The following is a 25217-nucleotide window of genomic DNA, read 5'->3' as shown; positions in this document are numbered from 1 at the left end:
ATCCAGCTTTCCGCCGTATCAAGCTCCCAGATACCTTGCGACGACGGATCCATGGATTCCCGCCTACGCGGGAATGACAGCAAAAGCCGGAACCGCTCCGGGATGCGTTCGACGGCGCATCACCTCTTCCGGGCAATGTACTTCTGCAGATGCGCCACGCGTTCCTGCGATGCCGGATGGTCGTCCAGGAAGGACGTCTTCGCCTTGCCGTCCTGCGACGCCAGCTTCTGCATGCCGCGCACCGAGGCGTTCGGGTCCATGCCGTGGCGGCGGAGGAAATCCACGCCGTATTCGTCGGCCTGCGTCTCGTTGGCGCGGCTGAAATTCGCGTTGACCGCGGCCTCACCGATCGCGCCGATGTCCGACGCGGCGAGCTTGCCGACCGTGCCGCCGATCGCGGCGACGCCCTTGCGCGCGGCGCTGGACAGGTACGCGGCGCGGTAATGCTCCTTGCTGTGGCCGTACTTCACGTGGCCGATTTCGTGGCCGATGACGGACATCAGCTCGGCATCGTCGGGCATCAGGTCCATGAGGCCGGCGAACACGCGCACCGAACCGTCCGGCACGGCGAAGGCGTTGACGTCCTTCACCAGGTACACCTTGAAGTTGAGTGTCAGCCCATCCTCACGCGTCATGTTCTGCGCGAGCTTCGCCAGGCGCTTCGCGTTGGCGTTGTCGGCGGGCGCGACGGGGTTTTCCTGGTCCATCTGCGCGACGGATTTCGCGCCGAGCTCGACGACCTGCGCATCGGTGAGCGCGAGGCCGGTGATCGCGGTGTTTCCCGCGTCCTTCAGACCCTGGCTGCCGAGCAGGTCCGACAGCTTGCCCGCGTGTGCGCTACCGGCAAGGCACATCGCGCCGGCCATCGTGAGGACGAATCGTTTCATGTCGCGTGTCATGCCATGTCTCCAGCGCGCGGGAATCGCGCGTCATGCATTGTCGATAGCGTCGTCGGCACGCCCCATCGGAAGAATCCGAATGCCGCATGAAAAAGGCCCGCGTGGCGGGCCTTCGTTCGATGTGGCGTCCGACGCGCGGATCAGGTGCGCGGCAGCGTGACGCCGGTCTGGCCCTGGTACTTGCCGCCGCGATCCTTGTACGAGGTGTCGCAGACTTCGTCCGACTGGAAGAACAGCATTTGCGCGACGCCCTCGTTGGCGTAGATGCGCGCCGGCAGCGGCGTGGTGTTGCTGAATTCGAGCGTGACGTGGCCTTCCCATTCCGGCTCAAGCGGCGTCACGTTCACGATGATGCCGCAGCGCGCGTAGGTGCTCTTGCCCAGGCAGACGACGAGCACGTCGCGCGGGATGCGGAAGTACTCGACCGTGCGCGCCAGCGCGAAGGAATTCGGCGGGATGATGCAGACGTCGCTTTCGATGTCCACGAAGCTGCCCGAGTCGAAATGCTTCGGGTCGACGATCGTGGAGTTGATGTTGGTGAACACCTTGAACTCGCGCGAGCAGCGCACGTCGTAGCCGTAGCTGGAGGTGCCGTAGCTGACGATGCGGTGGCCGTCCGCCGCGGTCTTGACCTGGCCGGGCTCGAAGGGCTCGATCATGCCGCCGGGCTGCTCGGACATGCGGCGGATCCAGCGGTCGGACTTGATGCTCATGCGGTGCGGGCGGCTCGTGCGTGGGAGGGGGGATTGTGTCAGCCGGGCCCGGCCGGGGCCAGAGGCCCCGCCCTGCGGCCCGCGGGAGGTCACACCAGCGAGGCTGACAGCGGCGTGGCCACGCGCGGGCGGCGGGCCAGTTCGATGGCCATGCGCAGCGCGGTGGCGCGGTAGGCCGCGGCGGCGGTGCTGGCAGGCGCGGACGCGACCACCGGGGCACCGGCGTCGCCTTGCTCGCGGATCGCGATTTCCAGCGGCAGGCTGCCCAGCAGCGGCACGCCGTACTGCTCGGCCATCCGCTTGCCACCGCCCTCTCCGAAGACGTGCTCGGCATGGCCGCAGTTCGAGCACACGTGCACGGCCATGTTCTCGACCAGGCCCAGCACGGGGACGCTGACCTTCTCGAACATCTTCAGCGCCTTGCGGGCGTCGAGCGTGGCGACGTCCTGCGGCGTCGTCACGATGACCGCGCCCGCGACCGGGATCTTCTGCGCCAGCGTGAGCTGGATGTCGCCGGTGCCCGGCGGCAGGTCGACGATGAGGTAGTCCAGATCGCCGCTGAGCGCGTGCCCCCAGCGCGTTTCGCCCAGCAGCTGCGTCAGCGCGGAGGTCGCCATCGGGCCGCGCCAGATCATCGGGGTGTCCTGGTCGACCAGCAGGCCGATCGACATCGCTTCCACGCCATGCGCCTGCATCGGCTCGATCGTCTTGCCGTCGGGGCTGTCGGGTCGGCCCGACAGGCCGAGCATCGTCGGGATGCTCGGGCCGTAGATGTCGGCATCGAGCACGCCCACGCGCGCGCCCTCGCCCGCCAGTGCGAGCGCGAGGTTCACCGCGGTCGTCGACTTGCCCACGCCGCCCTTGCCCGAGCCGATCGCGATGAGGTTGCGAACGTTCGGCAGCGGCGAGACGTTGGGCTGCACCGCATGCGAGACGATGCGCGGATGCAGGTCCATTCGCGTCAGCGCGAGGCCTTCATCGGCGAGCACGCGTTGCACCTGTGCGTCGAGCCACGGACGCAATGACGCGCACGGAAAGCCCGAGAGAATTTCCACCACCGCGCGGCCTTCGCCGACGACGACGCGCACGCGCACGTTTGCGTCAAGAAGCGTGACGTCCACGTCGGGAATGGAAAGCGCACCGATGCGCTGCTGCAGAAGTTCTTCGATCACGTAACAACCTTTGAGTTTCGACTGATGCGACGGCGCGGAAAAACCCGACCGTAGTGGCGCGAATCGCATGGTACGGTCCCGTCACCTCGCCAGACGTGCCTCGTCTGGCCGGTACGCCGGACGCGTCCTTTTCGATCCACTTCAAGTCCGTTCAGGGGATCCACCCGATGCCAGTATCCAACAATCGGCTGCGCCGCAGCCGGCTGAGTGCCGCCTTGTGCCTCGTTTTTGCCTTGTCCGTCGTCCAGAACGCCCAGGCCGCCCGGGGCGCGGCCGCCCAGGAGTCCGCTTCGACCGCTACCGACCTCGACGCGGTCACCGTCACCGGGTCGCTGATTCCGCAGACGCAGCTGGAGAACTTCACGCCGGTCACCGTCGTTTCGGCCGAGGACATCCAGGCGCGCGGCTTCACCAGCGTCGCCGACGTGTTGCAGCAGTCCTCGTTCCAGACCGGTGGGCTCCAGGGCGGGCAGACGTCCGCCTCGTTCACGCAGGGCGCCGAAGCCGCCGGCATGTTCGGTCTGGATCCGGGCTACACGAAGTACCTGATCGACGGCCGCCCGATGGCGAATTATCCGGCGCTGTACAACGGCTCGGACACCTTCAACAACATCAGCGGCATCCCCGTCGACCTGGTCGATCGCATCGAGATCCTGCCCGGCGGCCAGTCGTCGCTGTACGGCTCCGATGCCATCGCCGGCGTGGTGAACGTGATCCTGAAGAAGCATGCCGACGGTCTGTCGCTCAACGTGCGCGGCGGTATGTTCAGCGAGGGCGGCGGCGACAGCCTGCGCGTGACCGCGTCCGACGGCTTCGGCAGCGCCGACGGACGTTTCAACCTCGTCGCGGGCCTGCAGTACGAAACGCGTGATCCGATCTGGGGCCATCAGCGCGCACTGACGCGCGAATTCAACGACGCCGGCTACACCGCGCAGACCGCCAGCCGCGATTACCTGATCACCAACGGTTCCGCGCGAAATACGTATGTGTTCGCCGATCCGTCGCGGTGCGAGAACGTCGGGGGCCAGTTCGACGGAAGCGAGCAGCTGAGCTCGCGAGCCGGTCTCGGCCAATATTGCGGTTCGTTCCTGACGCCGGGCTACCGCACGATCCGCAACGGCAAGGACGCCTTGCAGGGCTATGCGCACGCGACCTCCGACGTGAACGACAACGTGCAGCTCTACGGCGACCTGCTTGCCAGCCACGAGGACGTCGATTACGCGACCGGCTCCAGCTACACGTGGTGGGGCACCAGCGCGAAATACGGCTACTTCTACGATCCGGACCGCAAGTCGCTGCTGAACCTGCAGCGCGCGTTCTCGCCGGAAGACATCGGCGGGCTCGGTTTCGCCGACATCATGAATACCGATCGCAACCGTTCCTGGCAGCTCACGCTGGGCGCGCAGGGGCGCCTCGGCGCGAGTGCGTGGGACTGGGATGTCGGCGTCACCTCGACGCGGTACGAGCTGACCGAACACCGTTTCGCACGCTTCGCCGACGCGATCGACACGTACTTCGTCTCGCACGTCCTTGGGCCCCAGCTGGGCGTCAATCGCGGCTATCCCGTGTTCCGGCCGAACTACGCGGCGTTCTATTCGCCCATGTCGCCGTCGGATTTCGCGAGCTTCACTGGCTACGTCGACACGCGCAGCGAGACGAAGGACGACACGCTGCGGGCGCAGTTCACGAATGCCTCGCTGTTTCCGCTACCGGGCGGCGAAGCGGGACTGGCGGTCGTGGTCGAAGGCGGAAAGCAGGGTTGGGACTACACACCCGATGCGCGCCTGTTGCAGGACCCGGTGACGTTGAAGTCCGGCGTCTGGGGGCAGACGTCGGTCAGCGGTTCGGGCGATCGCGACCGCTACGCGGTGACGGGCGAGCTGCGCCTGCCCTTGTGGAATCCCCTCACGGTGACGTTGTCGGGTCGCTACGACGCCTTCGATGTGGGCGGGCAGACGATCGACAAGCCGACCTACAGCCTCGGCGTCGAGTATCGACCGGTCGAAAGCATCCTGCTGCGCGGCAAGTACGGCACGGCGTTCCGTGCGCCGACGCTGTCGGACGTCTTCCAGGGCCTGAGCGGCTTCTACGGCTCGAACACCGACTACTACCGTTGTTCGCTCGACGGTTACGTGCCCGGAAACACCACCGACTGCGCGTACGACAACACGCGGTACTTCGGGCAGCAGTCGGGCAATCCGGAACTGCGGCCGATCGAGGCCCACGTATGGAACGCCGGCGTCGTGTACGCGCCGGCCAGCAACTTCTCGCTGTCGGTCGACTATTTCCGCTGGGACATCCGCGACGAGGTCGACCAGCTCAGCGCCGATCAGTTGCTGCTGGCCGAATACTTCTGCCGCACCGGCCAGGCCAACACGGCGTCGGCCGGTTGCGACAACGCGCTGGCGTGGGTGACGCGCGGGCCGAACTACGAAATCACGCGCCTGTACACGCCCAAGGTCAACGTGTCGCAGCAGAAGCTGGGGGCGCTTACCGTCAGCCTGAACTACGTGCTCGACCTTTCGCGCTGGGGCTCGCTCGCGTTCGCCGGCAACTACACGAACAACCTCGAGCACACCGTGACGCCGTTGCCGGGCGACGAGCCGGTGGACCTGTTGCGCGATCCCTACGCGATGTGGCTGTACGACGCCTACGCGAAAACCCGCGCTGATGCGTCGCTGGCGTGGCGCCTGGGACGCTGGACGACGACGACGTACGCCAACCGGATCGGCAGCACGCCCAACTACCTGGCCTACATCTCCGATTCGTGGGACTACCAGACCAATGGCCAGCACGCCGGCCGATGGGCGCCGTACACGACCTGGAACCTGAGCTTCAACTACGACGCGACGGACTTCCTGCGGCTGTCGCTGCTGGTGAACAACGTGCTGGACAAAATGCCCGACGCGCAGGCGGCCAACTATCCGGGCACGGCGGCGACTCCGTACAACAGCGCGCTGTACAACCCCTACGGTCGTTCGATGTACCTGGAAATGCGCTACCGCTTCGGCCAGTAGCGGATTCCCTCGCGAGCCCCGGCCCCGCCACGTCGCGGGGCCGGCCGGCTCATGGAAAGGCGTGCGCGCCGCCGCTTCCGTACGCCATCGGATGCGGTATAACTGCTCGGAATTCGATCCCTGGGAGGGGACACATGCGTACCAAGCTGCTCGCTCTTCTGTTGCTGGCCCTGCCGCTGGGCGCCTTCGCCCAGAACGCGTCCGTCCAGAACACGCCGGTTGGTCACTGGACCACCATCGACGACAAGACCGACAAGCCCAAGTCGGTGGTCGAGATCTACGAAGCCAAGGACGGCAGCCTGGCCGGTCGCGTGGTCGAGGTGCTGCAGTCGGATCGCGGCCCAAACCCGGTCTGCGACAAGTGCTCCGGCGACCGCAAGAACAAGCCGGTCAAGGGCATGGTGATCCTGTGGGGCATCCGCAAGGAAGGCGAGAGCTGGGAAGGCGGCAAGATCCTGGATCCGTCCTCCGGCAAGATCTACTCGGTACGCGTCACCCCGATGGATGGCGGCAAAGCGCTCGAAGTGCGCGGCTACATGGGCTTCTCCATGCTGGGCCGCAACCAGACCTGGCTGCGCCGCTGATCGCGGCGACCCGGCCGGACCAGGTCCAGCCGGACCCGCGGTCACGCACGCCCTGACCGCACCGTTCGCGGTGTGAACGGACGAGCCCCCACGGGGGCTCGTCCTGTTTTCGGGGGCCTGATACCTCGCCACCGCGAAGGCGCACGCGGACCGCGTGCGATAATCGCTGCTCTTTTCGCATCCTGGCTGCTCATGTCCCGCGAGTTCGTCGTTTCCTGCGCCCTGCCCTACGCCAACGGGCAGCTGCACCTGGGCCATCTGGTCGGCTACACCCAGGCCGACATCTGGTGCCGCGCCCAGCGCATGGCCGGCCACAAGGCCTGGTACGTGTGCGCCGACGACACCCACGGCACGCCGATCATGCTCGCCGCCGAGAAAGCCGGCCAGTCGCCGGAAGCCTTCATCGCCGGGATCCAGCAGAGCCACGAGCGCGACTTCGCCGATTTCGGTGTCGCGTTCGACCATTACGATTCGACCAACTCCGAGCGCAACCGCGTCCTGACCGAGGCGATCTACGCCAAGCTCGACAACAACGGCCACATCTCGCGCCGTTCGGTCGCGCAGTTGTTCGATCCGGTGAAGGGCATGTTCCTGCCCGACCGCTACGTGAAGGGCATCTGCCCCAATTGCGGCACGCCCGACCAGTACGGCGACAACTGCGAGAACTGCGGCGCCACGTATTCGCCGACGGAACTCAAGGAGCCGCGTTCGGTCGTCAGCGGCGCGACGCCGGAGCTGCGCGAATCGGAGCACTTCTTCTTCGAGGTCGGCCAGTTCGAAGGCTTCCTGCGGCAATGGCTGGCCGGCGACGTCGCCCTGCCCGGCGTGAAGGCCAAGCTGCAGGAATGGCTGGATGCCGAAGGCGGCCTGCGTGCGTGGGACATCTCGCGCGACGCGCCCTATTTCGGCTTCCAGATCCCGGGCCATCCGGGCAAGTACCTGTACGTCTGGCTGGACGCGCCGATCGGCTACCTGTCGAGCTTCCAGGCGCTGTGCGAACGAGAGGGCCTGGACTTCTGGTCGTACCTGCGCCGCGACAGCCCGGCCGAGCTGCACCACTTCATCGGCAAGGACATCGTCAACTTCCACGGCCTGTTCTGGCCGGCGGTGCTGCACGGCGCGGGTTTCCGCGCGCCGACGCGCCTGCACGTCAACGGGTACCTGACCGTCGACGGCGCCAAGATGTCGAAGTCGCGCGGCACCTTCGTCATGGCGCGCACCTACCTTGACGCGGGGCTTCACCCGGAAGCGCTGCGTTACTACTACGCGACCAAGACCACCGGCGGCGTCGACGACCTCGACCTGAACCTCGCCGATTTCGTCGCGCGCGTGAACGCGGACCTGGTCGGCAAGTTCGTGAACCTCGCCAGCCGCTGCGCCGGTTTCATCGAGAAGCGCTTCGACGGCCGCCTCGCGGACGCGCTGCCCGATGCCGCGCAGTACGCGCGCTTCGTCGAACAGCTCGAACCGATCGCGCAGGCCTACGCGCGCAACGAGGCCGCCACCGCGTTGCGCCTGACGATGGCGCTGGCCGACGAAGCCAACAAGTACATCGACGAGCACAAGCCGTGGGTGCTGGCCAAGCAGGACGGCGCCGACGCGCAGTTGCAGGCCGTCTGCACGCAGGGCCTGAACCTGTTCCGCGTGCTGAACACCGCGCTCAAGCCCGTGCTGCCGCGCGTCACCGCGCAGGCCGAGGACTTCCTCGCAGCGAAGGTCACGAACTGGAGCGAGCTCGCCGCGCCGCTGCTCGCCCACCGCATCAACGCCTACGCCCCGCTCTTCACCCGAATCGACCCGAAACAGATCGACGCCATGATCGAAGCCTCCAAGGACTCGCTGCAGTCCGCTCCGAAGAACGAGTCCGAAACCAAGGCCGAAGCCAAGCCCGCCAAGCCGGCCGCGGCACCCGCGCCATCCACCAATGAGACCGCCACCATCGGCATCGACGACTTCGCAAAGCTCGACCTGCGCGTGGGCAAGGTCGTTGCGTGCGAATTCGTCGAAGGCTCCGACAAGCTGCTGCGTTTCGAGCTCGATGCCGGCGAGCTGGGCACGCGCCAGATCTTCTCGGGCATCCGCGGCTCCTATGGCGAACCGGAAAAGCTCGTCGGCCGCAGCGTGGTGTTCATCGCCAACCTCGCGCCGCGCAAGATGCGCTTCGGCATCAGCGAGGGCATGATCCTGTCGGCTGGTTTCGACGGCGGCTCGCTGCACCTGCTCGACGCCGACGCTGGCGTGCAGCCGGGCGCACCGGTTCGCTGATCGGTCTTGAGCCCTCTTCCGAAAAGAGAGGGCTCGGGCTGCGCCACCTTCTTTCGAAGAGGGAAGGAGGAAACATCATGATCCCGGACCTCGTCGAACGCCTCGACCGCCTGCTCCCGCAAACGCAATGCGGGCAGTGCGGTTACGCGGGCTGCCGACCCTACGCAGAGGCGATGGCACGCGGCGAAGCCGATGTCGACCACTGCCCGCCTGGTGGCGACGAGGGGGCGCGTGCGCTCGCGCGCCTGCTGGACGTTCCGGCCAAACCGTTCGACCGCACGCGCGGCGAGCACAAGCCGCCGCAGGTCGCGCTGATCGTCGAAGCCGACTGCATCGGCTGCACCAAATGCATCCAGGCGTGCCCGGTCGACGCGATCGTCGGCGGTTCGAAGCACATGCACACCGTCATCGACCCGCTCTGCACCGGCTGCGAACTGTGCGTGCCGGCGTGCCCGGTGGATTGCATCGTGATGGTGGCGGCGTAACCGCGCATCACCCCGTCAGGGTTGCCGCTTCTTCGCCGTCATTCCCCCCGGCCGCTTTCTTGCTGCCATTCCCGCGACGGCTTCTTTTGCCGTCATTCCCGCGCAGGCGGGAATCCATCTTCCAGCGATGTTCCGTTATCCGAAGGCCACTGCATCGCGGTCGTTCGACGGACCGCGTCGAGCGTGACGCGACTGATACATGGATTCCCACCTGCGCGGGAATGACGGCAAACAGCGCCTACTTCGTCGAAGAGTTCACCGACGAGTTCGCCGACGCGTTGCCCGGCGCGCCCTGCGGCGCATCAGCCTCCGGCGCACACACCGAACACACGCGCTCCACCGTGTAGCCCTTCGCGCGCAGTTTCTCGACCAGACCGTCCTCGCCCAGCAGGTGCAGCGCCCCGACGACGACCATCGTGTCGCCCTTCTTCTGTCCGTCGAGCATCTGCTGGATCTGCGGCACCCAGGCGTCGTTGCGTTCGACGTTGACGATGCGATAGGTCTCGGGTGTCTTCTCGCGCATTTCCTCGCGCGTGAGCGTGTCCAGCTTCGCGAGGTCGCCGTCGCGCCAGGCGTTGTGCAGGTCGCTGAGCATGCCCGGCATTTCGGTGGGCTTGTCGAGGAATTCCTTCAGCGACTTCACCTGCTCGTCCATCGGCGTGGAATCGAGCACCTCGAGCTGCAGGTCGATCGATTCCAGCCCTCCGGTCGCCTTGTTGCCGGCGATGGCCTGCTGCATCAGCACCTGGTCCAGGCCCTTGTCGGGGCGGAAACCCATCTGCTGCGACACGCCGAGCATCAGCGACAGGTTCACGAACCACGGCTCGTACGCATCGAACTGCGCGATCGACGCGCCGCGCTGGGCGAGGATGCGGTTGAACTTCTCGCGCATCGCCGGCGGCAGCACCTGGCTCAGTGTGCGGCCGTCGGCGTAGCCCGCGGCGGCGAGGAATTTCTGCCCCATCGCCGGATCGAGCATCTGCTCCGGCGGCACTTCGAAGACGATCCTGTCGGCGCCGGCGAAGGCCTGGTCGATGTCCCCCGAAATCGGGTAGTCGTCGGCCTTCAGCAGGTGGAACGAACCGAGCAGGTAGACCGAGTTGTTGCGATCGGACACCTTCCACAGCAGCGGCACCGGCGGCGGGCGCGTTGCCGCAGGCGGCGCACTCGCGGTCTGCGGCGCAGCTTGCGAGGGCGCGGCCTGCGCCGGCGAACGCGCCTGCTCGACGGCGAGCGCCACCGACATCAGGCCGACGGCGGCGGCGAGCGAAAGGCACAGCAGCTTGAAGCGACGACGCATCGGGGCGGAAGTCCGGATCAGTTGGCGGAGTGGGCGTAGGTCTTTTCGCCGGCCTGGATCGCCACGTCCAGCCGGTTTTCCGGCGGCGGCAGCGGGCAGGTCGCGAAGGGCGTGAAGGCGCACGGCGGGTTGCGCGACTGGTTGAAGTCGAGCACGACCTTGCCGCCGACGCCCGGCTTGGCGACATCCAGGAAACGTCCGGCCGGATAGCTGCCGTGCCCGCTGGTGCGGTCGGCGAAGACCAGGAACAGCGTTTCCTCGCCTTCGTCCAGCGCTTCGATGCGGAACGTCTTGCCTTCGCGCTCGAACTCGATCGCGCCCGGGTTCGGTACCGCATCGGTGGTGCCGATGATGTTGGCGATCTCCAGCGTCTTGCCCGCCGGGTGTGGCACGAAGCGCCCTTCCACGCGCCAGTCGGCGCTGGTCGGCCAGTATTCGACGCCCCGGAAACCGGTGCGCGTCGGCGCGTCGGCGTGCTTCACGCGCAGCAGGTAGCGGTCGCCGCGCTTGATCACGGTCGCCAGCCCCTTGCCGTCGTCGAAACCGATGACGCTGGGACCGGTCGGTGCGTCGTCGGCGCGCAGGATGGCTTCACTGGTGAACGGCTGGCCGTCGAGCGTGATCGCCGCGCCTTTCTCGGGCACGAAGCGGACGCGGTTCTGGCTCACGTCGATCATGCCCAGGTGCGACGGCCCGACCGCGAGCTTGATGCCGTTGCCGGCCGAGGAGCCGATGTAATGCGAGCCCGGATCGATCCAGTGCAGGCCGACCAGGCTGGTCCAGCCGTCGGGCTTGGTGAGTTCGGTGACGCGCAGCTGGCGCACCATGTCGAGTTCCTGCTGGAACGCGGCGCGCTCGGCCTTCGCCTGCTCGGCCCTCGCGGCGTCGTCCTGCTTCGGCCCGCAGGCCGTGATGGCACCCAGCATCATGAAGATCAGTGCCCCTTTCGCGACTGAAGCCATTCAACGTCCTCGCAGGAACCAGCGGTCGATGTCGGGCAGCGTGAAGCGCGCCCAGGTGGGACGGCCATGATTGCACTGGCCGGAGCGTTCGGTGATTTCCATCTCGCGGAGCAGGGCGTTCATCTCGGGCAGAGTGAGACGGCGGTTGGCGCGGACGGCGCCGTGGCAGGCCATGGTCGCGAGCAGCTCGTCGCGCGCCGCGGCCACGCGCAACGATTCGCCGTGTTCGCGCAGGTCGGCCAACACGTCGCGCAGCAACGCTTCGACGTCGCCGTGCGCGAGCAGCGCCGGCACGGAGCGCAACGTCAGCGACTGCGGACCGCTGCGGGTGACTTCGAAACCGAGCTCGGCCAGCGTCTGCGCCTCGCGCTCGGCGACCTCGGCTTCGCGTTCGGACACCGCCAGTGTCGCTGGCACCAGCAGCGGCTGCGTGCGCAGGCCTTCGCCGTCGTGCGCGGTCTTGAGCTTCTCGTAGCCGATGCGCTCGTGCGCGGCGTGCATGTCGACGACGATCAGCCCTTCGGCGCTTTCGGCCAGGATGTAGATCCCGTGCAACTGCGCGATGGCATAGCCCAGCGGCGGCAGCGTGGCGTCGTCGCTGTGCGGCAATGTGGCGGGTTGGGTGTTCTGCGCGAACGACGGCGCAACCGCGGTGGCCACTCCGCCACCGCCGTAGAGCGCCGCGTAGCCGGCACGCGTATCCGCCACCTGCATCGGCAGCGGCGATTGCGAGGCGCGATCGAGATACGTGTAGGCAGGCGCGCCCGCGGTGCCGTAGCCACTGAACGATGGTGCCGTCGGTGAATCGTTCGTGGGCATTCCCGCCACGCCCGCGACCGTGCCGGCGCGCGTTTCCGCGAGCGCGTTCTGCAGCGTGCGGTAGACGAAGTCGTGGATCAGGCGTGCGTCGCGGAACCGCACTTCATGCTTGGCCGGATGCACGTTGACGTCAACGCGCCGCGGATCGAGTTCGAGGAACAGCACGTACGCCGGCTGGCGGCCGTGGAAAAGCACGTCGGCATACGCCTGCTTGATCGCATGCGCGATGCTGCGGTCGCGCACCGCGCGGCCGTTGACATAGAGGTACTGCTGGTCGGCGCTGGCGCGGTTGTACGCCGGCTGCGCGATCCAGCCGTGCAGCCGCAGGCCGGCACCGGCGTGTTCGATGCGCAGCGCGTTGCGCGCGAATTCCTCGCCGAGCGCTTCGTGCAGGCGCACTTCCGACAGCAGGTCGCCCTCGCCTTTCCACCGTCGCGACGGCTTGCCGTTGTGCGAGACGCGCAGCTCGACATCGGGGCGCGCGAGCGCGAGCTGGCGCAGCCATTCCTCGATGTGGCCAAGCTCGGTGCGTTCGGCCTTCAGGAATTTGCGCCGCGCCGGCACGTTGAAGAAGAGGTCGCGCACTTCGACGGTCGTACCTTGCGGATGCGACTTCGGCATGACCTCGCCGAGCCGGCCGCCGTCGATTTCCAGCGTCGCCGCGCGATCGCTGCCGTCGCGGCGCGAGGTGAGCGCGAATCGGCTGACGGAGGCGATCGACGGCAATGCTTCACCGCGGAAGCCGAGCGTCGCCACGCCTTCCAGGTCGTCAAGCGAGGCGATCTTGCTGGTCGCGTGGCGCGACACCGCGAGCGGCAGCTGGTCGGGCTCGATGCCCTTGCCGTCGTCGCGGATGCGGATCAGGCGGACGCCGCCTTCTTCCAGGTCGATGTCGATGCGCCGGGCGCCGGCGTCGAGCGCGTTTTCGACGAGCTCCTTCACCACCGAAGCGGGACGCTCGATGACCTCGCCGGCGGCGATCTGGTTGATGAGGGTGTCGGGGAGCTGGCGGATCGTCACGGCTTGGCGATGCGGCCCGGCATCGTCGAGGGAATCGCGTTCATCATAGCCGACGCGGCGGCCGGTCAGGCCGATTGCGCAAACGATCGCGCAAACGAAAACGCCCGGGAATGCCCGGGCGCCGTCTGGAGTGTCGCGGGCCGATCAGAGGCTGCCGCCGCTCGCCTCGCCGGTCGCGTACTGCGCATCCGCGCGCGCCGCGTAGAGGGTGCCCGGAGGCGGCTGGCGGGTGAAGTAGGTGTTGACGCCGTCCAGCACCGCACGCGCGAGCTTGCTCTGGTGCGCGGGGTCGTTGAGGCGCTTTTCCTCTTCCGGGTTCGAGATGAAGGCCGTCTCGACCAGCATCGCCGGCATGTCGGAGGTGCGCAGCACGGCGAAGTTGGCGCGCTCGATGTTGGGCTTGTGGTTCGCGCCGACGCGCTTGAGACCGTCCAGCACCTGCCCGGCGGCATCTTCGGACGCCTTCATGTGGCCGCTCTGGGTGAGGTCGAGCAGCACTGAAGCGAGCGTGTTGCTCGTCTGCTCCAGGCGCACGCCGCCGATCAGGTCGGAGGCGTTTTCCTTGTCGGCCAGCCAGCGGGCGCGCTGCGACGACGCGCCTTTCAGCGAGAGCACGTAGACCGACGAACCCCGCGCGGCGCGGTTTTCGGCGGCGTCAGCGTGGATGGAGATGAACATGTCCGCCTTCGCCGCCCGCGCCAGCTGCGCGCGACGCGGCAGCGGGATGAACACGTCGGTGTCGCGGGTGAGATAGGCCTTCAGGCCCGGCGTCGCGTTGACCTGGCGGGCGAGCTCGCGGGCGATGGCCAGCGTGGCGTCCTTCTCGCGCTTGCCCGACGGCCCAATGGCGCCCGGATCCTGGCCGCCGTGACCGGCGTCGATCGCGATGACCAGCGGACGCATGCCGCGACCGCGCATCACGTCCTTCATCGTCTTGACCGGTGCCTGCGCTGCGGGCGTTCCGGCGCTGGCGGAGGTCGCGGCGGTCGAACCGGGCATCGGCGTCGGCACGCCGGTGGCGATGCGGGTCGGAACACCGGTGGCGATCGTCGTCGCGACCGGCGGTTTCGCGGCGACCGCAGCAGGAGCGCTCGGAGCCGACGCCGTCGAAGTGGCCGTCGGCGTCGACGCCGGCGGCATCGGCGTGACGCTCGGCATAGCCGAGGGCGGCACGGTCGCAGCGGCTACGTTCGCGGCGGGCGCGGGTGCGGACGGCGCGGACGTTGCGGGCGCGGCCGGGGTGGTTTCGTTGCGCGCGACGATCTCGGAGATCAGGCGCGTGGTCGCGGCCGAGGACGCGGCCGGATCGAACTTCTGCGCCATCGGCGTGGCGGCCGCAGCGGTGTCGGTGGTCGGAGCGGCCGGCGCGGCGGGCGTAGTCGTCGCCACAGCGGGCGCGGACGGTGCGGGCGTCGACCCGTCGCCCGGCCATTCGAGCACCAGACGCGGACCGTCGCCGGCCTGCTCGATGCGCGGCTTGAGGACGGCGACCGGCTGGGCCAGGTCGAACACGATGCGGGCGGTGCCGGGGGACGGTTCGCCGGTACGGACCGACTTCACCACGCCGCTGGCCGATGGCAGCCGGAAACCGCGCGCCAGCGAGGAGGCGGGAAGATCGATGACCAGACGGTCGGGCCCCTTGAGGCTGATGACCTTGAAGTCGGCGGCGCGATCCAGGGCGATCTCGGCGCGGGTGCCGGTGGCACCGTCGCGCAGCTCCAAGCCCTTGATTTCACTGGCGTGGGCCAGATTCCAAGCAACCGCCGCGAGCAGCGCGAGGCCGAGCAGACATTTCTGGACGGTGGCGGCGGTTACGCGCATGAGCCGTAGTCAAGCACCGCAAAATTAATTTTGCAAGCACTTTTCCCTTACGAATCCGGGACCTGCCGGTCTTTCCTGCAAATCCGTTCAGGAGTCGGACGCAACCTCGTGCCCGGTCGACACCCGCCCGACCCAGCTGTCGCCGACCGGCGAGCCCGACCGAAGCCGGGCGATCCGCCCTGGCCCGCGCATCGACATCTCGATGGTGAGGTCGGGGACCGGCAGCGCGCCGGCGCCCCGCTCCGGCCATTCGACGAGCCACAGCCGCACGTCCGCACTGTCCAGGCCGAGGAACTCGAGTTCGCCCGGATCGGCGATGCGATACAGGTCCAGGTGCCAGGCTTCGCCATCGGCGAGCGGGTATCGCTCGACCAGCGTGTACGTCGGGCTGCGGATCGCGCCCTGCACGCCGAGCGCGCGCAGCAGTGCGCGTGCGATCGTCGACTTGCCCGCGCCAAGATCGCCATGCAGATGCACGACGGCCTGCGCGGGACGCGTCATCGCCAGTCGCGCGCCGAGCGCATCGGTGGCGTCGACATCGGGCAACCAAAGTTCGGTCATTGCTTCGGTTCCCTGCTGAGAGACTGCTGATTCGAGAAATGGCGAATCCACGGCATCAGGTCGCTGGGCAGCAGCCCGCGCTCACCGCCATCGTGCGCGGCTGCATCGCCGGCCGACGAATGCAGCAGCGCGCCGCATGCCGCGGCGTCGAATGCGTTCAAGCCCTGCGCGCGCAACGCGGCGATGACGCCGCTGAGCACATCGCCCATGCCGCCGACCGCCATACCGGGATTGCCGGCGGCGATGACGCGAGGCGTCTCGTGCGCGGACATCACGATCGTGCCCGCGCCCTTGAGCACGACCACGCACGCATAGCGCTCGCACAACGCGCGCGCCGCGGCGAAACGGTTGCGTTGAATATCCGCGGTGGTGGTGTCGAGCAGGCGCGCCGCCTCGCCCGGATGCGGCGTGATCACCGCATCGGCCGGCAATGCGAACGGACGCGTTGCCAGCAGATTCAATGCGTCGGCGTCGAGCAGCAGCGGCTTTCCGCTGGCGATCGCGCGTTCGTACAACGGAAGGCCCCAGTCGCCACGACCGAGGCCCGGACCGAGCGCCACCGCATCTGCGCGATCGAGTGCTGCGTGCAGCGCCTCGATGTCGCCGACGTCATGCGTCATCGCTTCCGGCAAGCGTGCAAGCAAGGGCGCGACATGGCGCTCACGCGTGGCGACTTCGACCAGTCCCGCGCCGCAGCGCAACGCGGCTTCGGCGCACAGCATGATCGCGCCTCCGCTGCCGTGGTCGCCGCCGATGCACAGCACGCGACCGTTGCGACCCTTGTGGCTGTCGCGCGGCCGCGGCGCGAGCCAGCGCGCGAGGTCGGTCGCAGCCAGGCGTTCGGCGATGGCGACGACGCCGGCGAAATCGACGGCGTCGAGTTCAAGTGGGGCGAGCGACAACGCGCCGGCATGATCGAGCGCGGCGCCCGTGCGCAGCCCCGCCTTCGACGCGATGAATTCGATCGTGTGCGTCGCGATCACCGCCGCCCCGGGAACAGAACCACTGTCTGCGTCGACACCGCTGGGCACGTCGAGCGCGAATACCGGCGCACCGTGCGCATTGATCGCGGCGATGACTGCCCGCGTGGCCGCATCCAGTTCGCGCGAGAAGCCGATGCCGAACAGCGCATCGACGATCAGATCGCATGGCGGCAGATGCTGATCGAACTCGACGATCGAGCCGCCCACGATGGCGAACTCGTCGGCAGCGCGACGCGCGAGCCCGGCGCGCGGTGCGTGTTCAGGCAGATGCAAGACGCGCACGTCGCGGCCGGCGTCCTTCGCGTGGCGCGCGAGCACGTAGCCGTCGCCGCCGTTGTTGCCCGGCCCGCACACGACCACGATCCGCATCGCCTGCGGCCAGCGTGCCAGCACGTCGCGCCATGCGGCCGCGCCGGCGCGTCGCATCAATTCGAAGCCGTCGCCCAGCCGCTGCGCCGCGCGCGACTCCAGCTGCCGCAGCGCCGCGGCGTCGTAGAGCGCGTGAACGAACGGAGCGGCGTCATGGGGCATCGCGCGATTCTATACTTGCGATGCCGTGAACCCCTCCGTATCCCCCGCCCCCCTGCCCGCCCCCCTGCCCGCCTCCGCGCCCGACTACGGCGCGCTCGCGGCGCGCGTGCGCGAACTGGCGCGCGAGTTCGGCTTCCAGCGCTGCGGCATCACGGGCGTGGAACTCGGCGAGGACGAAGCGTATCTGCGCGACTGGCTCGCGCAAGGGCTCTACGGATCGATGGACTGGATGGCGCGCCACGGCGATCTGCGCGCGCGCCCGGACGAACTGCATCCGGGCACGGTGCGCGTGATTTCGGTCGGCCTGGATTACGGACGCGACAGCGATGAAGCCTGGGCGACGCTGGACGACAGCGAACGCGCCTACGTCGCGCGCTACGCGCTGGGCCGCGACTACCACAAGCTGATGCGCCAGCGACTGCAACGCCTCGCCGACCGCATCGCCGAGGTCGTCGGTCCGTTCGGGCATCGCGTGTTCGTCGATTCGGCGCCGGTGCTCGAACGCGCGCTCGCCCGAAACGCGGGACTGGGCTGGATCGGCAAGCACACGTGCCTGATCGACAAGGATGGCGGCTCGTTCTTCTTCCTCGGCGAGATCTATGTCGATCTGCCGCTGCCTGTCGATGTCCCGGCGAGCGCGCACTGCGGCACCTGCCGACGCTGCATCGACGTGTGCCCGACGCAGGCGATCGTCGCGCCGTACCGGCTCGATGCTCGGCGTTGCATCGCCTATCTCACGATCGAACACGAAGGCGCGATTCCCGAAGACCTGCGCGCACCGATCGGCAACCGCATCTTCGGATGCGACGACTGCCAGCTGATCTGCCCCTGGAACAAGTTCGCCCAACGCACGGACGAGCCGGATTTCCGCGTGCGCAACGACCTGGACAAGGCGACGCTGGTCGATCTTTTCGCGTGGAGCGAGGAGGAATTCCTCCAGCGCACCGAAGGTTCCGCGATCCGGCGCAGCGGCCACGAGCGCTGGCTGCGCAACATCGCCGTCGCGCTGGGCAATGCGCGTTCGACGCCAGACGTGATCGACGCGCTGCGTGCGCGCCGCGAGTCTGCGAGCCCGATGGTGCGCGAGCACATCGAGTGGGCACTTCGCCGGCATGGAGCAGACGACGCAGCGTGATGCACGCTGCGTCGCGTTGATCAGCCGCGCAACTGTTCAAGCAGTGCGCGCGTCACCGGATCGTCGGCCTGCGCCTTGCCTTCCAGCGCTGGAAGCAGACGGCTCGCGACCTGCTTGCCGAGTTCCACGCCGAACTGGTCGAACGCGTTGATGCCCCACACCAGCGACTGCAGGTACACGCTGTGTTCGTACAGCGCGAGCAGCGCGCCGAAGGAATGCGGCGTCAGCGCATCGAGCAGCAGCGTCGTCGTCGGACGACCACCGGCGTACGCACGATGCGGATCGTCGCTGGACTGGCCGTTGGCGAACGCCTCGGTCTGCGCGAGCAGGTTCGCGTGCAGCGCGCGATGGTTCTGCGGATACGGCGCGTCGGCACGCACCACGCCGATGAAATCGGCCGGCACGATCGACGTGCCCTGGTGCAGCGCCTGGAAGAAGCTGTGCTGGGTGTCGGTACCGGCACCGCCCCACCACACGGGCACGGTTTCGACATCGACGGGCGAACCGTCGGTGCGCACGGATTTGCCGAGGCTTTCCATCACCAGCTGCTGCAGGTAATTCGATAGCAGCTTCAGGCGTTCGTCGTACGGCAACACCGCCTGCGTCGCATAGCCGAGCGCGTTGCGGTTCCACACGCTGGTGAGCGCGTGCCACACCGCAAGATTCGTTTCGACCGGCGTCTTCAGGACGTGCGCGTCCATCTCGGCCGCGCCGTCGAGCATCTGCTCGAACGCGTCCATGCCGATGGCCAGCGCGATCGGGAAACCGACCGCCGACCACAACGAATACCGGCCACCGACCCAGTCCCACATCGGCAGGATGCGTTCGGCGGGAATCGAGAACGCCTGCGCCGCGCGCTCGACGTTCGCCGACACCGCGTAAAGGCGCTCGGTGCCGCCCAGCCAGTCGCGCAGGATCGCGCCGTTGAGCAGCGTCTCCTGCGTGCCGAAGGTCTTGGAGATCAGCACCGCGGCCGTGCGCGCGGGATCGAGGCCGGAAAGCACGCGTTGGGCGGCGTGGCCGTCGACGTTGCTGAGGAAATGCACGCGGAAACGGCCGGGCTTCGGGCCGCTCAGCGCATCCACGGCGAGGCGCGGGCCGAGGTCGGAGCCGCCGATGCCGACGCTCACGATGTCGGTGATGTCGCTCTTGGCGAGCGAATCTACCAGCGCGCGCATCTGCTTGCGCGCGTCCAGTGCCTGCGCGTGCGCGGCTTTGGCGACCGGCGCGTCGGACAGATCGCTGCGCAGCGACGTGTGCAGCACGCTGCGGCCTTCGGTGAGGTTGATCTTCTCGCCGTCGAACAGCGCTTTCAGGCGCGCCGGCGCGTCTATCGATTGGGCGAGCGCGAACAGCGCGGCCAGCGCTTCACGGTCGTAGTGCTGGCGGGCGAAGTTCGCGTAGATCGGGCCCACGCGCAGGGCGAAATCCTGCGCGCGTGCCGCGTCGTCGGCGATCAGCTTCGCCAGCGGGGTTTGCTGGATGCGCCCGGCCTGGGCGCGCAGTTGGCTCAGACGGGAAGCGGCATCCATGGGCGGTCAGGCCGCCTGTGCCGGCATCGAACGGTTGGTGTGCGTCAGCGCGTTGTCGCGGTCCACGTACACCAGCGTCGGCTTGTACTTGGCGGCCTCGGCCTCCTCGCACACGCCGTAGGCGCAGATGATGACCAGATCGCCCGGCTGCGCGCAGTGTGCGGCGGCGCCGTTCACCGAGATCACGCCGCTGCCCTCTTCGCCGCGGATGGCGTAGGTGACGAAGCGCTGGCCGTTGTTCACGTTGTAGATGTGGATCTGCTCGTATTCGCGGATGCCGGAAATGTCGAGCAGGCGGCCGTCGATCGCGCACGAGCCTTCGTAATGCAGCTCGGCGTGGGTCACCGTCGCGCGGTGGATCTTGGCCTTGAGGATGTTCAGTTGCATGGATTTCGGCTCCGGCCGCAACGCGGACGCGCTCGGCGTGCAAGGGATTTGGGCAAGTCTAGCAGCGCATGGCGCGGTGCAACATCATCCGGCCCGCCGGATTGCCGGCGGCGCTGGAACGCTCCGGATCGTGCACGCGGGTGCGCGTTCAGGCGGTGAATTCGAGGTTGTCGATCAGACGCGTGCGCCCGAGCCGCGCGGCGATCAGCGCGACCATGGAACCGGTTTCACCGGTTGCCGGCACCGTCAGGTCGGGCCGGCGCAGCACAGCGTAGTCGGGTTCGAAGCCGGCCTCGACCAGGCGCTGTGACGCACCGGTCTCAACGGCTTCTCGCGGCTCGCCGGCGCGGACGGCATCGGCCATCGCCGCCAGGCAGCGGCTGATCTGCGCCGCCTGCGCGCGCTCGTCGGGCGACAGGTACTGGTTGCGCGAGCTCATCGCCAGGCCATTGGCTTCGCGGACGATGTCGGCGCCGACGATCTCGATCGGGAACGCGAGGTCGCGGACCATGTAACGCACGACGGCGAGCTGCTGGTAATCCTTGCGGCCGAACACCGCGACGTCCGGCTGCACCTGGTTGAACAGCCGCGACACGACCGTCGCGACGCCATCGAAATGGCCGGGACGGGACGCGCCCTCCAGCGTGGCCGTGACGTTCGGCACCTGCACGCGCACGGTCGCTTCGACGCCGTGCGGGTACATCGCCTCCACCGACGGCAGCCACAGCGCATCGCAGCCGGCCGCTTCCAGGCCGCGCGCGTCGGCGTCGGGCGTACGCGGGTAGCGCGCGAAATCCTCGTTCGGCCCGAACTGCGTCGGATTGACGAAGACGCTGGCGACCACGCGATCGGCATGCCTGCGCGCGAGTTTCACCAGCGAGAAATGGCCGTCGTGCAGGTTGCCCATCGTCGGCACGAAAGCGACGCGCAGGCCATCGCGCTTCCAGCTGCGCACGCGCTCGCGCAGCGCGTCGAGTTCGGTGAAGGTGTCGATCATCGGGTTCGGATCAGGAAGCGGAGCGGATCAGGCGTACGAATGTTCGGCGTCGGGGAACGAACCGTCGCGCACCGCCTTTGCGTAGGCGGCGAATGCACCGGCAACCGAGCCGCCTTCGGCGAGGAAATCCTTCACGAAGCGCGGCCGGCGATGGCCCGAGTTGACGCCGAGCAGGTCGTGCAGCACCAGCACCTGGCCGTCGCATTGCGGGCCGGCGCCGATGCCGATGGTGGGAATGTCGAGATCGGCGGTGATCGATGCAGCGACCGGCGTGGGCACGCATTCGAGCACCAGCAGCGTGGCGCCGGCGTCCTGCACGGCGCGGGCGTCTTCGCGAAGGCGCCTGGCGGCGACCTCATCGCGACCCTGAACCTTGTAGCCGCCCAGGCGCAGCACCGATTGCGGCGTGAGGCCCAGGTGCGCGCAGACCGGAATCTCGCGATCAACGAGGAACCGGATGACCTCGAGCTTGTGCGCGGCGCCCTCGAGCTTGACCATCGCCGCGCCGGCCTGCAGCAGGCGGATCGACGCGTCGAGCGCGCGCTCCGGCGTGGCGTCGGCACCGAACGGCAGGTCGGCGATCAGCAGCGTCTTGTCCAGTCCGCGCGCGACGCAGGCCGTGTGGTACGCGACGTCGGCGGTGGTCACCGGGATCGTGCTGTCGTGGCCCTGCATCACCATGCCGAGCGAATCGCCGACCAGCACCAGGTCGATGCCGACGTCCTCCATCGTGCGCGCGAAGCCCGCGTCGTAGCAGGTCAGCATGACCAGCTTGCGGCCGTCGCGCTTGGCCTGCGCGAGCGCGGGCACGGTCCACGCCTTCTCGGCGGCACGGGGCGACTCGTTCGGAGTTCCGCTGTACATGGGCAGCTTCTATCGCCGGCGCGAACGCTCAGGCAGGATCGAGGGGGTCCGCATACGTTACCCCCTCGACCTGCGCCGGTGCCATCCTCGCCAGCGCCTGCGCGGCGGTGCCGACGCCGGGGATGTCCACGTCCGGCGCGATTTCGGCCAGCGGCACCAGCACGAAGGCACGCTCGTGAAGGCGTGGATGCGGCACGTGCAGGCCGGGCTCGTCGATTCGTTCGTGCCCGTACAGGAGCAGGTCGAGGTCCAGCGTCCGCGGGCCCCAGCGATCGCTGCCGTCTTCCAGCCGATGGCGGCCGGCATGGCGTTCGATCTCCAGCAGATCGTCCAGCAACTGCCGCGGCGCGCGGCGCGTATGCAGTAGCGCGACGGCGTTGATGAAATCCGGCTGGTCGGTCACGCCCCACGCGGCAGTGCGATACAGCTTCGACGCGATCGCCACGCGCGTGCCGGGCAGCGCATCGAGCGAGCGCAACGCGGCGTTCAACGTGGCGATGCTGTCGCCCAGATTGCTGCCCAGGCCGATGAAGGCCCGGTTTTCAGGCGTTTGGCTCATTCGCCGCCGTGGGCGGTCTTGCGACGACGACGGCGGCGCTTGCGCGGCGCATCGCCTTCTTCGCTCGACTCGGCGTCGCGATGCGCGTCTGCCGCGGCCAACGCGTGCGCGGGGTCGGTCTGCGCCTCGCGCCAGAACGCCACGTCGTCGGCGTGCTCCTCGGAAGCCGCCATGCGCAGGTTGAGGAAATCGAACGCTGCACGGAAGCGCGGGTGTGCCAGCGTGCGGAACACGCGCTTGCGCTGGCGCTGCGAGAAGCGCGACTGCAGCAGCCAGATTTCCTGCATCGGCAGCGAGAAGCGCCGCGGCAGCGCGATGGTTTCCAGTTGGTGCACGGTGACGCGGTCGGCCGCGCGACGCTGCGCTTCGGCTGCGTGCACGCCCTGCGCCTGCAGCGTGATCAGCGCGCGGCAATACGCCGGCCACAGCAGCAGTGCGAATAGGAACGCCGGCGACACCGGCTCGTCGTTCGCCACGCGCGTGTCGGTGCCCTTCAGGCCTTCCAGCAGCATGCGACGCAGCGCGCCGGTGCGATTGGACTTCAGCGCGGCCGCGGTTTCCGGCAGCAGCGCCGGCAGCAGGCCGTGGCGCTCCAGGCCGAGGAAACTCTTCACCGCATGCCCGGAGAGGAACAGCTTCAGGCATTCCTCGAACAGGCGCGCCGGCGCGGCTTCGCGCAGCAGCGGCGCCAGTTGCGCGATCGGCTTGGCCGTTTCCGTCTCGATCTCGAAATCGAGCTTCGCCGCCAGGCGCACCGCGCGCAACATGCGGACGGGATCTTCGCGATAGCGCGTTTCCGGATCGCCGATCAGGCGCATCAAACGGTTGCGCACATCATCGAAACCGCCGGTGTAATCGCGCACCGAGAAATCCTCGATCGCGTAGTACAGCGCGTTGGCGGTGAAGTCGCGACGGACCGCGTCGTCCTCGATCGAACCGTACACGTTGTCGCGCAGGACGCGGCCGCCTTCGTGCAGCTCGCGGTCGCCGCTGCCGTCGTCGCTGTTGGCGCGGAACGTCGCGACTTCGATGATCTCGCGGCCGTAGACGACGTGCGCCAGGCGGAAGCGGCGGCCGATCAGGCGGCAGTTGCGGAACAGGCCCTTGACCTCTTCCGGCGTCGCGTTGGTGGCGACGTCGAAGTCCTTCGGATGGCCGCCGATGAGCAGGTCCCGCACGGCGCCGCCGACGAGGTAGGCCTCGAAACCGCCTTCGCGCAGGCGATAAAGCACGCGCAGGGCATTGGGGCTGATGTCGCGCCGCGAGACGTTGTGCTGGTCGCGCGGGATGATCTGCAATTGGGTTCGGATATGAGGTTGCATCAGGCGGGCGTGCCGCGGATCCTTGGAAAGATGGCCGTTGCCGCCGGCAACAGCGGCGCATATACTAGCAAGCCGCGTAACGTTGAGAGCCTGCGCGGGGTTCACCGCTCCACATGCTCCCATCGTCTAGAGGCCTAGGACACCGCCCTCTCAAGGCAGTAACACGGGTTCGAATCCCGTTGGGAGTACCAATTCCGAAGCCCGCGCAGCGATGCGCGGGCTTTTTCTTTGGCTGTCGCCGGGCCCATCCGCCAAGCCCGGCTTGGGGCTCGTCACCCCGAATCGCTAGACTATCGCGATGCCCCGGCGCGCCTTCACGGCGCCCCTGTTCCAAGGCACCACTTTCACGGAAGCCCCGAGCCATGCCCTTCGTCGTCACCGAGAACTGCATCAAGTGCAAGTACACCGACTGCGTGGAGGTGTGCCCGGTCGACTGCTTCCATGAGGGCCCGAACTTCCTGGTGATCGATCCGGATGAGTGCATCGACTGCACCCTGTGCGAGCCGGAGTGCCCGATCAACGCGATCTACCCCGAGGATGACGTCCCGGCCGGCCAGGAGGGCTACGTCGCGCTCAATGCCGAGCTTTCGAAGGCGTGGCCGGTGATCACCACCCGCAAGGACCCGCTGCCCGACGCCAAGGAGTGGGAAGGCAAGCCGGGCAAGCTGGACCTGCTGGAGCGCTGAAATCCCGCGGTCCGGGCCGGCTCCACCGGACCGGCTGCGAAGCGGAAAAGAAAACGGGCGCCGAAGCGCCCGTTTTTCGTTCCGGCGACTGGCGCCTTACTGCGCTCCGAGGGCGGTGCGCAGCGTGTCGATGAGCTTCTTCGGCGCCGCGCCCGTGGCCGGCAGGCCACGCGGGTCGACCGCCGACACGTACGAGCCGGTCGACGCACCCGCCACGCGAACGAGGAAGTTGGCGCCCTCGTAGCTGATGTCGTACACGCCCAGCGCTTCTGCGCGGCTGGTGATCGTCACGCCCTGCACCGCGGCCAACGCTTCGCCGACTTTCGCGAACGCTTCCTCGCGACCGGTCGCCAGGCCGAAACCGCCCGACGCCTGGCCCGATTCCACCGACTGGCGCGCGGCGGCGGACGGGACGTTCACGGCGGTGTCGGTGCGCGGCAGGTCGAGGTCCGGCGGGACTTCCAGCGGGCGCGTTTCCGGGCTCTGCGCGTAGAGGTCGCTGCCTTTGCGGAACCAGCTGCAGCCGGAGCCGAGCGCGACACCTACCAGCAACAGGCCGGCCACGGCGGCGCGGGCGATCGAAACGTTGGGACGCATGTAAGT

21 protein-coding genes, 1 tRNA gene and 1 pseudogene are annotated in these 25217 nt (G+C 68.1%); 7 read left to right on the top strand and 16 right to left on the bottom strand.

The window, feature by feature from the left end; genetic code table 11:
- Nucleotides 1–119 precede the first annotated feature (119 nt).
- The 3 genes from GOY17_RS06905 to apbC form a co-directional block, all read right to left on the bottom strand.
- Entirely contained in the window at nt 120–887 is a 768-nt protein-coding gene (locus GOY17_RS06905) for a M48 family metallopeptidase (RefSeq protein WP_198173842.1), read from the bottom strand.
- 152 nt (nt 888–1039) lie between these two features.
- Complete coding sequence (gene dcd / locus GOY17_RS06900) at nt 1040–1612, bottom strand: dCTP deaminase (protein WP_115840707.1); 573 nt, start codon at nt 1610–1612, stop codon at nt 1040–1042.
- Nucleotides 1613–1701: 89 nt separating this feature from the next.
- The gene (apbC, locus tag GOY17_RS06895) at nt 1702–2568 is read right to left on the bottom strand and encodes an iron-sulfur cluster carrier protein ApbC (protein WP_157031626.1); all 867 of its coding nucleotides are present in this window, start codon (nt 2566–2568) and stop codon (nt 1702–1704) included.
- Nucleotides 2569–2951: 383 nt separating this feature from the next.
- Here apbC and GOY17_RS06890 point away from each other — a divergent pair, with 383 nt between their 5' ends.
- From GOY17_RS06890 to rnfB, 4 genes are all read left to right on the top strand, one after another.
- A complete protein-coding gene (locus GOY17_RS06890; protein ID WP_157029818.1) occupies nt 2952–5801 on the top strand; it encodes a TonB-dependent receptor plug domain-containing protein in 2850 nt (949 codons plus the stop codon).
- 134 nt (nt 5802–5935) lie between these two features.
- Nucleotides 5936–6385: a DUF2147 domain-containing protein gene (locus tag GOY17_RS06885; protein WP_157029817.1), complete on the top strand. Its 450-nt coding sequence runs from the start codon at nt 5936–5938 to the stop codon at nt 6383–6385.
- Between the two features lie 192 nt (nt 6386–6577).
- Nucleotides 6578–8650, top strand: coding sequence for a methionine--tRNA ligase (gene metG / locus GOY17_RS06880; RefSeq protein ID WP_157029816.1), 2073 nt, complete (start codon nt 6578–6580; stop codon nt 8648–8650).
- 77 nt (nt 8651–8727) lie between these two features.
- Nucleotides 8728–9135, top strand: a complete 408-nt coding sequence (rnfB, locus tag GOY17_RS06875) for an Rnf electron transport complex subunit RnfB (protein WP_157029815.1) — start codon at nt 8728–8730, stop codon at nt 9133–9135.
- 238 nt (nt 9136–9373) lie between these two features.
- On the opposite strand, the gene GOY17_RS06870 is transcribed toward rnfB, so the two are convergent.
- The 6 genes from GOY17_RS06870 to GOY17_RS06845 all read right to left on the bottom strand — a co-directional run bounded on the left by GOY17_RS06870 (nt 9374) and on the right by GOY17_RS06845 (nt 17132).
- Nucleotides 9374–10435, bottom strand: a complete 1062-nt coding sequence (locus GOY17_RS06870; RefSeq protein ID WP_157029814.1) for a TraB/GumN family protein — start codon at nt 10433–10435, stop codon at nt 9374–9376.
- Between the two features lie 17 nt (nt 10436–10452).
- Entirely contained in the window at nt 10453–11397 is a 945-nt protein-coding gene (locus GOY17_RS06865) for a DUF1684 domain-containing protein (RefSeq protein ID WP_157029813.1), read from the bottom strand.
- Nucleotides 11398–13236, bottom strand: a complete 1839-nt coding sequence (gene mutL / locus GOY17_RS06860; RefSeq protein ID WP_157029812.1) for a DNA mismatch repair endonuclease MutL — start codon at nt 13234–13236, stop codon at nt 11398–11400. It abuts the gene before it with no gap.
- 144 nt (nt 13237–13380) lie between these two features.
- A complete protein-coding gene (locus GOY17_RS06855; RefSeq protein WP_157029811.1) occupies nt 13381–15057 on the bottom strand; it encodes an N-acetylmuramoyl-L-alanine amidase in 1677 nt (558 codons plus the stop codon).
- An 87-nt stretch (nt 15058–15144) separates the two neighbouring features.
- Complete coding sequence (tsaE, locus tag GOY17_RS06850; protein WP_157029810.1) at nt 15145–15618, bottom strand: tRNA (adenosine(37)-N6)-threonylcarbamoyltransferase complex ATPase subunit type 1 TsaE; 474 nt, start codon at nt 15616–15618, stop codon at nt 15145–15147.
- Entirely contained in the window at nt 15615–17132 is a 1518-nt protein-coding gene (locus tag GOY17_RS06845) for an NAD(P)H-hydrate dehydratase (RefSeq protein WP_157029809.1), read from the bottom strand. The genes tsaE and GOY17_RS06845 overlap by 4 nt, the downstream gene beginning before the upstream one ends.
- A 64-nt stretch (nt 17133–17196) precedes the next feature.
- Between GOY17_RS06845 and queG the strand changes: the two genes are divergently transcribed.
- Entirely contained in the window at nt 17197–18267 is a 1071-nt protein-coding gene (gene queG, locus GOY17_RS06840) for a tRNA epoxyqueuosine(34) reductase QueG (protein ID WP_157031625.1), read from the top strand.
- A gap of 20 nt (nt 18268–18287) precedes the next feature.
- On the opposite strand, the gene pgi is transcribed toward queG, so the two are convergent.
- From pgi to pcnB, 6 genes and pseudogenes are all read right to left on the bottom strand, one after another.
- Nucleotides 18288–19799: a glucose-6-phosphate isomerase gene (gene pgi, locus GOY17_RS06835; RefSeq protein ID WP_157029808.1), complete on the bottom strand. Its 1512-nt coding sequence runs from the start codon at nt 19797–19799 to the stop codon at nt 18288–18290.
- A gap of 6 nt (nt 19800–19805) precedes the next feature.
- On the bottom strand, nt 19806–20186 hold the full coding sequence (gene panD / locus GOY17_RS06830; RefSeq protein WP_115840720.1) for an aspartate 1-decarboxylase: 381 nt from the start codon (nt 20184–20186) through the stop codon (nt 19806–19808).
- A gap of 148 nt (nt 20187–20334) precedes the next feature.
- Nucleotides 20335–21183: a pantoate--beta-alanine ligase gene (gene panC / locus GOY17_RS06825; RefSeq protein ID WP_157029807.1), complete on the bottom strand. Its 849-nt coding sequence runs from the start codon at nt 21181–21183 to the stop codon at nt 20335–20337.
- Between the two features lie 27 nt (nt 21184–21210).
- Nucleotides 21211–22047 (bottom strand): 3-methyl-2-oxobutanoate hydroxymethyltransferase, encoded by an 837-nt coding sequence (gene panB / locus GOY17_RS06820; RefSeq protein WP_157029806.1) that lies wholly within the window; start codon nt 22045–22047, stop codon nt 21211–21213.
- A 28-nt stretch (nt 22048–22075) separates the two neighbouring features.
- Nucleotides 22076–22606 carry a 2-amino-4-hydroxy-6-hydroxymethyldihydropteridine diphosphokinase gene (gene folK, locus GOY17_RS06815; RefSeq protein WP_157029805.1) on the bottom strand — a complete coding sequence of 177 codons (531 nt, stop codon included), beginning with the start codon at nt 22604–22606 and terminating at the stop codon, nt 22076–22078.
- Nucleotides 22603–23904: pseudogene (pcnB, locus tag GOY17_RS06810) on the bottom strand (polynucleotide adenylyltransferase PcnB); the annotation flags it as partial. The gene folK and the pseudogene pcnB, both read right to left, overlap by 4 nt.
- Nucleotides 23905–24043: 139 nt before the next feature.
- Between pcnB and GOY17_RS06805 the strand changes: the two are divergent.
- Nucleotides 24044–24119 (top strand) — tRNA-Glu (locus GOY17_RS06805).
- Nucleotides 24120–24290: 171 nt separating this feature from the next.
- The gene (fdxA, locus tag GOY17_RS06800; RefSeq protein ID WP_115840725.1) at nt 24291–24614 is read left to right on the top strand and encodes a ferredoxin FdxA; all 324 of its coding nucleotides are present in this window, start codon (nt 24291–24293) and stop codon (nt 24612–24614) included.
- 96 nt (nt 24615–24710) lie between these two features.
- Here the strand turns inward: fdxA and GOY17_RS06795 are convergent, their stop codons facing one another.
- On the bottom strand, nt 24711–25211 hold the full coding sequence (locus tag GOY17_RS06795; RefSeq protein WP_157029803.1) for a hypothetical protein: 501 nt from the start codon (nt 25209–25211) through the stop codon (nt 24711–24713).
- Between the last annotated feature and the right edge of the window lie 6 nt (nt 25212–25217).

Source organism: Lysobacter soli (genome assembly GCF_009755585.1).
In the GTDB taxonomy this organism is placed as follows: domain Bacteria; phylum Pseudomonadota; class Gammaproteobacteria; order Xanthomonadales; family Xanthomonadaceae; genus Lysobacter_J; species Lysobacter_J soli.
Note: the sequence above shows the minus strand (reverse complement) of the source record. Positions and strands in the feature narration are given on the sequence as shown.

What these genes read in the sequence shown, in the direction of transcription:
- GOY17_RS06905 (WP_198173842.1), bottom strand. Translation starts at nt 887, where the DNA reads ATGAAACGATTCGTCCTCACGATGGCCGGCGCGATGTGCCTTGCCGGT.
- dcd (WP_115840707.1), bottom strand. Translation starts at nt 1,612, where the DNA reads ATGAGCATCAAGTCCGACCGCTGGATCCGCCGCATGTCCGAGCAGCCC.
- apbC (WP_157031626.1), bottom strand. Translation starts at nt 2,568, where the DNA reads ATGGACCTGCATCCGCGCATCGTCTCGCATGCGGTGCAGCCCAACGTC.
- GOY17_RS06890 (WP_157029818.1), top strand. Translation starts at nt 2,952, where the DNA reads ATGCCAGTATCCAACAATCGGCTGCGCCGCAGCCGGCTGAGTGCCGCC.
- GOY17_RS06885 (WP_157029817.1), top strand. Translation starts at nt 5,936, where the DNA reads ATGCGTACCAAGCTGCTCGCTCTTCTGTTGCTGGCCCTGCCGCTGGGC.
- metG (WP_157029816.1), top strand. Translation starts at nt 6,578, where the DNA reads ATGTCCCGCGAGTTCGTCGTTTCCTGCGCCCTGCCCTACGCCAACGGG.
- rnfB (WP_157029815.1), top strand. Translation starts at nt 8,728, where the DNA reads ATGATCCCGGACCTCGTCGAACGCCTCGACCGCCTGCTCCCGCAAACG.
- GOY17_RS06870 (WP_157029814.1), bottom strand. Translation starts at nt 10,435, where the DNA reads ATGCGTCGTCGCTTCAAGCTGCTGTGCCTTTCGCTCGCCGCCGCCGTC.
- GOY17_RS06865 (WP_157029813.1), bottom strand. Translation starts at nt 11,397, where the DNA reads ATGGCTTCAGTCGCGAAAGGGGCACTGATCTTCATGATGCTGGGTGCC.
- GOY17_RS06855 (WP_157029811.1), bottom strand. Translation starts at nt 15,057, where the DNA reads ATGCGCGTAACCGCCGCCACCGTCCAGAAATGTCTGCTCGGCCTCGCG.
- tsaE (WP_157029810.1), bottom strand. Translation starts at nt 15,618, where the DNA reads ATGACCGAACTTTGGTTGCCCGATGTCGACGCCACCGATGCGCTCGGC.
- GOY17_RS06845 (WP_157029809.1), bottom strand. Translation starts at nt 17,132, where the DNA reads ATGCCCCATGACGCCGCTCCGTTCGTTCACGCGCTCTACGACGCCGCG.
- pgi (WP_157029808.1), bottom strand. Translation starts at nt 19,799, where the DNA reads ATGGATGCCGCTTCCCGTCTGAGCCAACTGCGCGCCCAGGCCGGGCGC.
- panD (WP_115840720.1), bottom strand. Translation starts at nt 20,186, where the DNA reads ATGCAACTGAACATCCTCAAGGCCAAGATCCACCGCGCGACGGTGACC.
- panC (WP_157029807.1), bottom strand. Translation starts at nt 21,183, where the DNA reads ATGATCGACACCTTCACCGAACTCGACGCGCTGCGCGAGCGCGTGCGC.
- panB (WP_157029806.1), bottom strand. Translation starts at nt 22,047, where the DNA reads ATGTACAGCGGAACTCCGAACGAGTCGCCCCGTGCCGCCGAGAAGGCG.
- folK (WP_157029805.1), bottom strand. Translation starts at nt 22,606, where the DNA reads ATGAGCCAAACGCCTGAAAACCGGGCCTTCATCGGCCTGGGCAGCAAT.
- fdxA (WP_115840725.1), top strand. Translation starts at nt 24,291, where the DNA reads ATGCCCTTCGTCGTCACCGAGAACTGCATCAAGTGCAAGTACACCGAC.
- GOY17_RS06795 (WP_157029803.1), bottom strand. Translation starts at nt 25,211, where the DNA reads ATGCGTCCCAACGTTTCGATCGCCCGCGCCGCCGTGGCCGGCCTGTTG.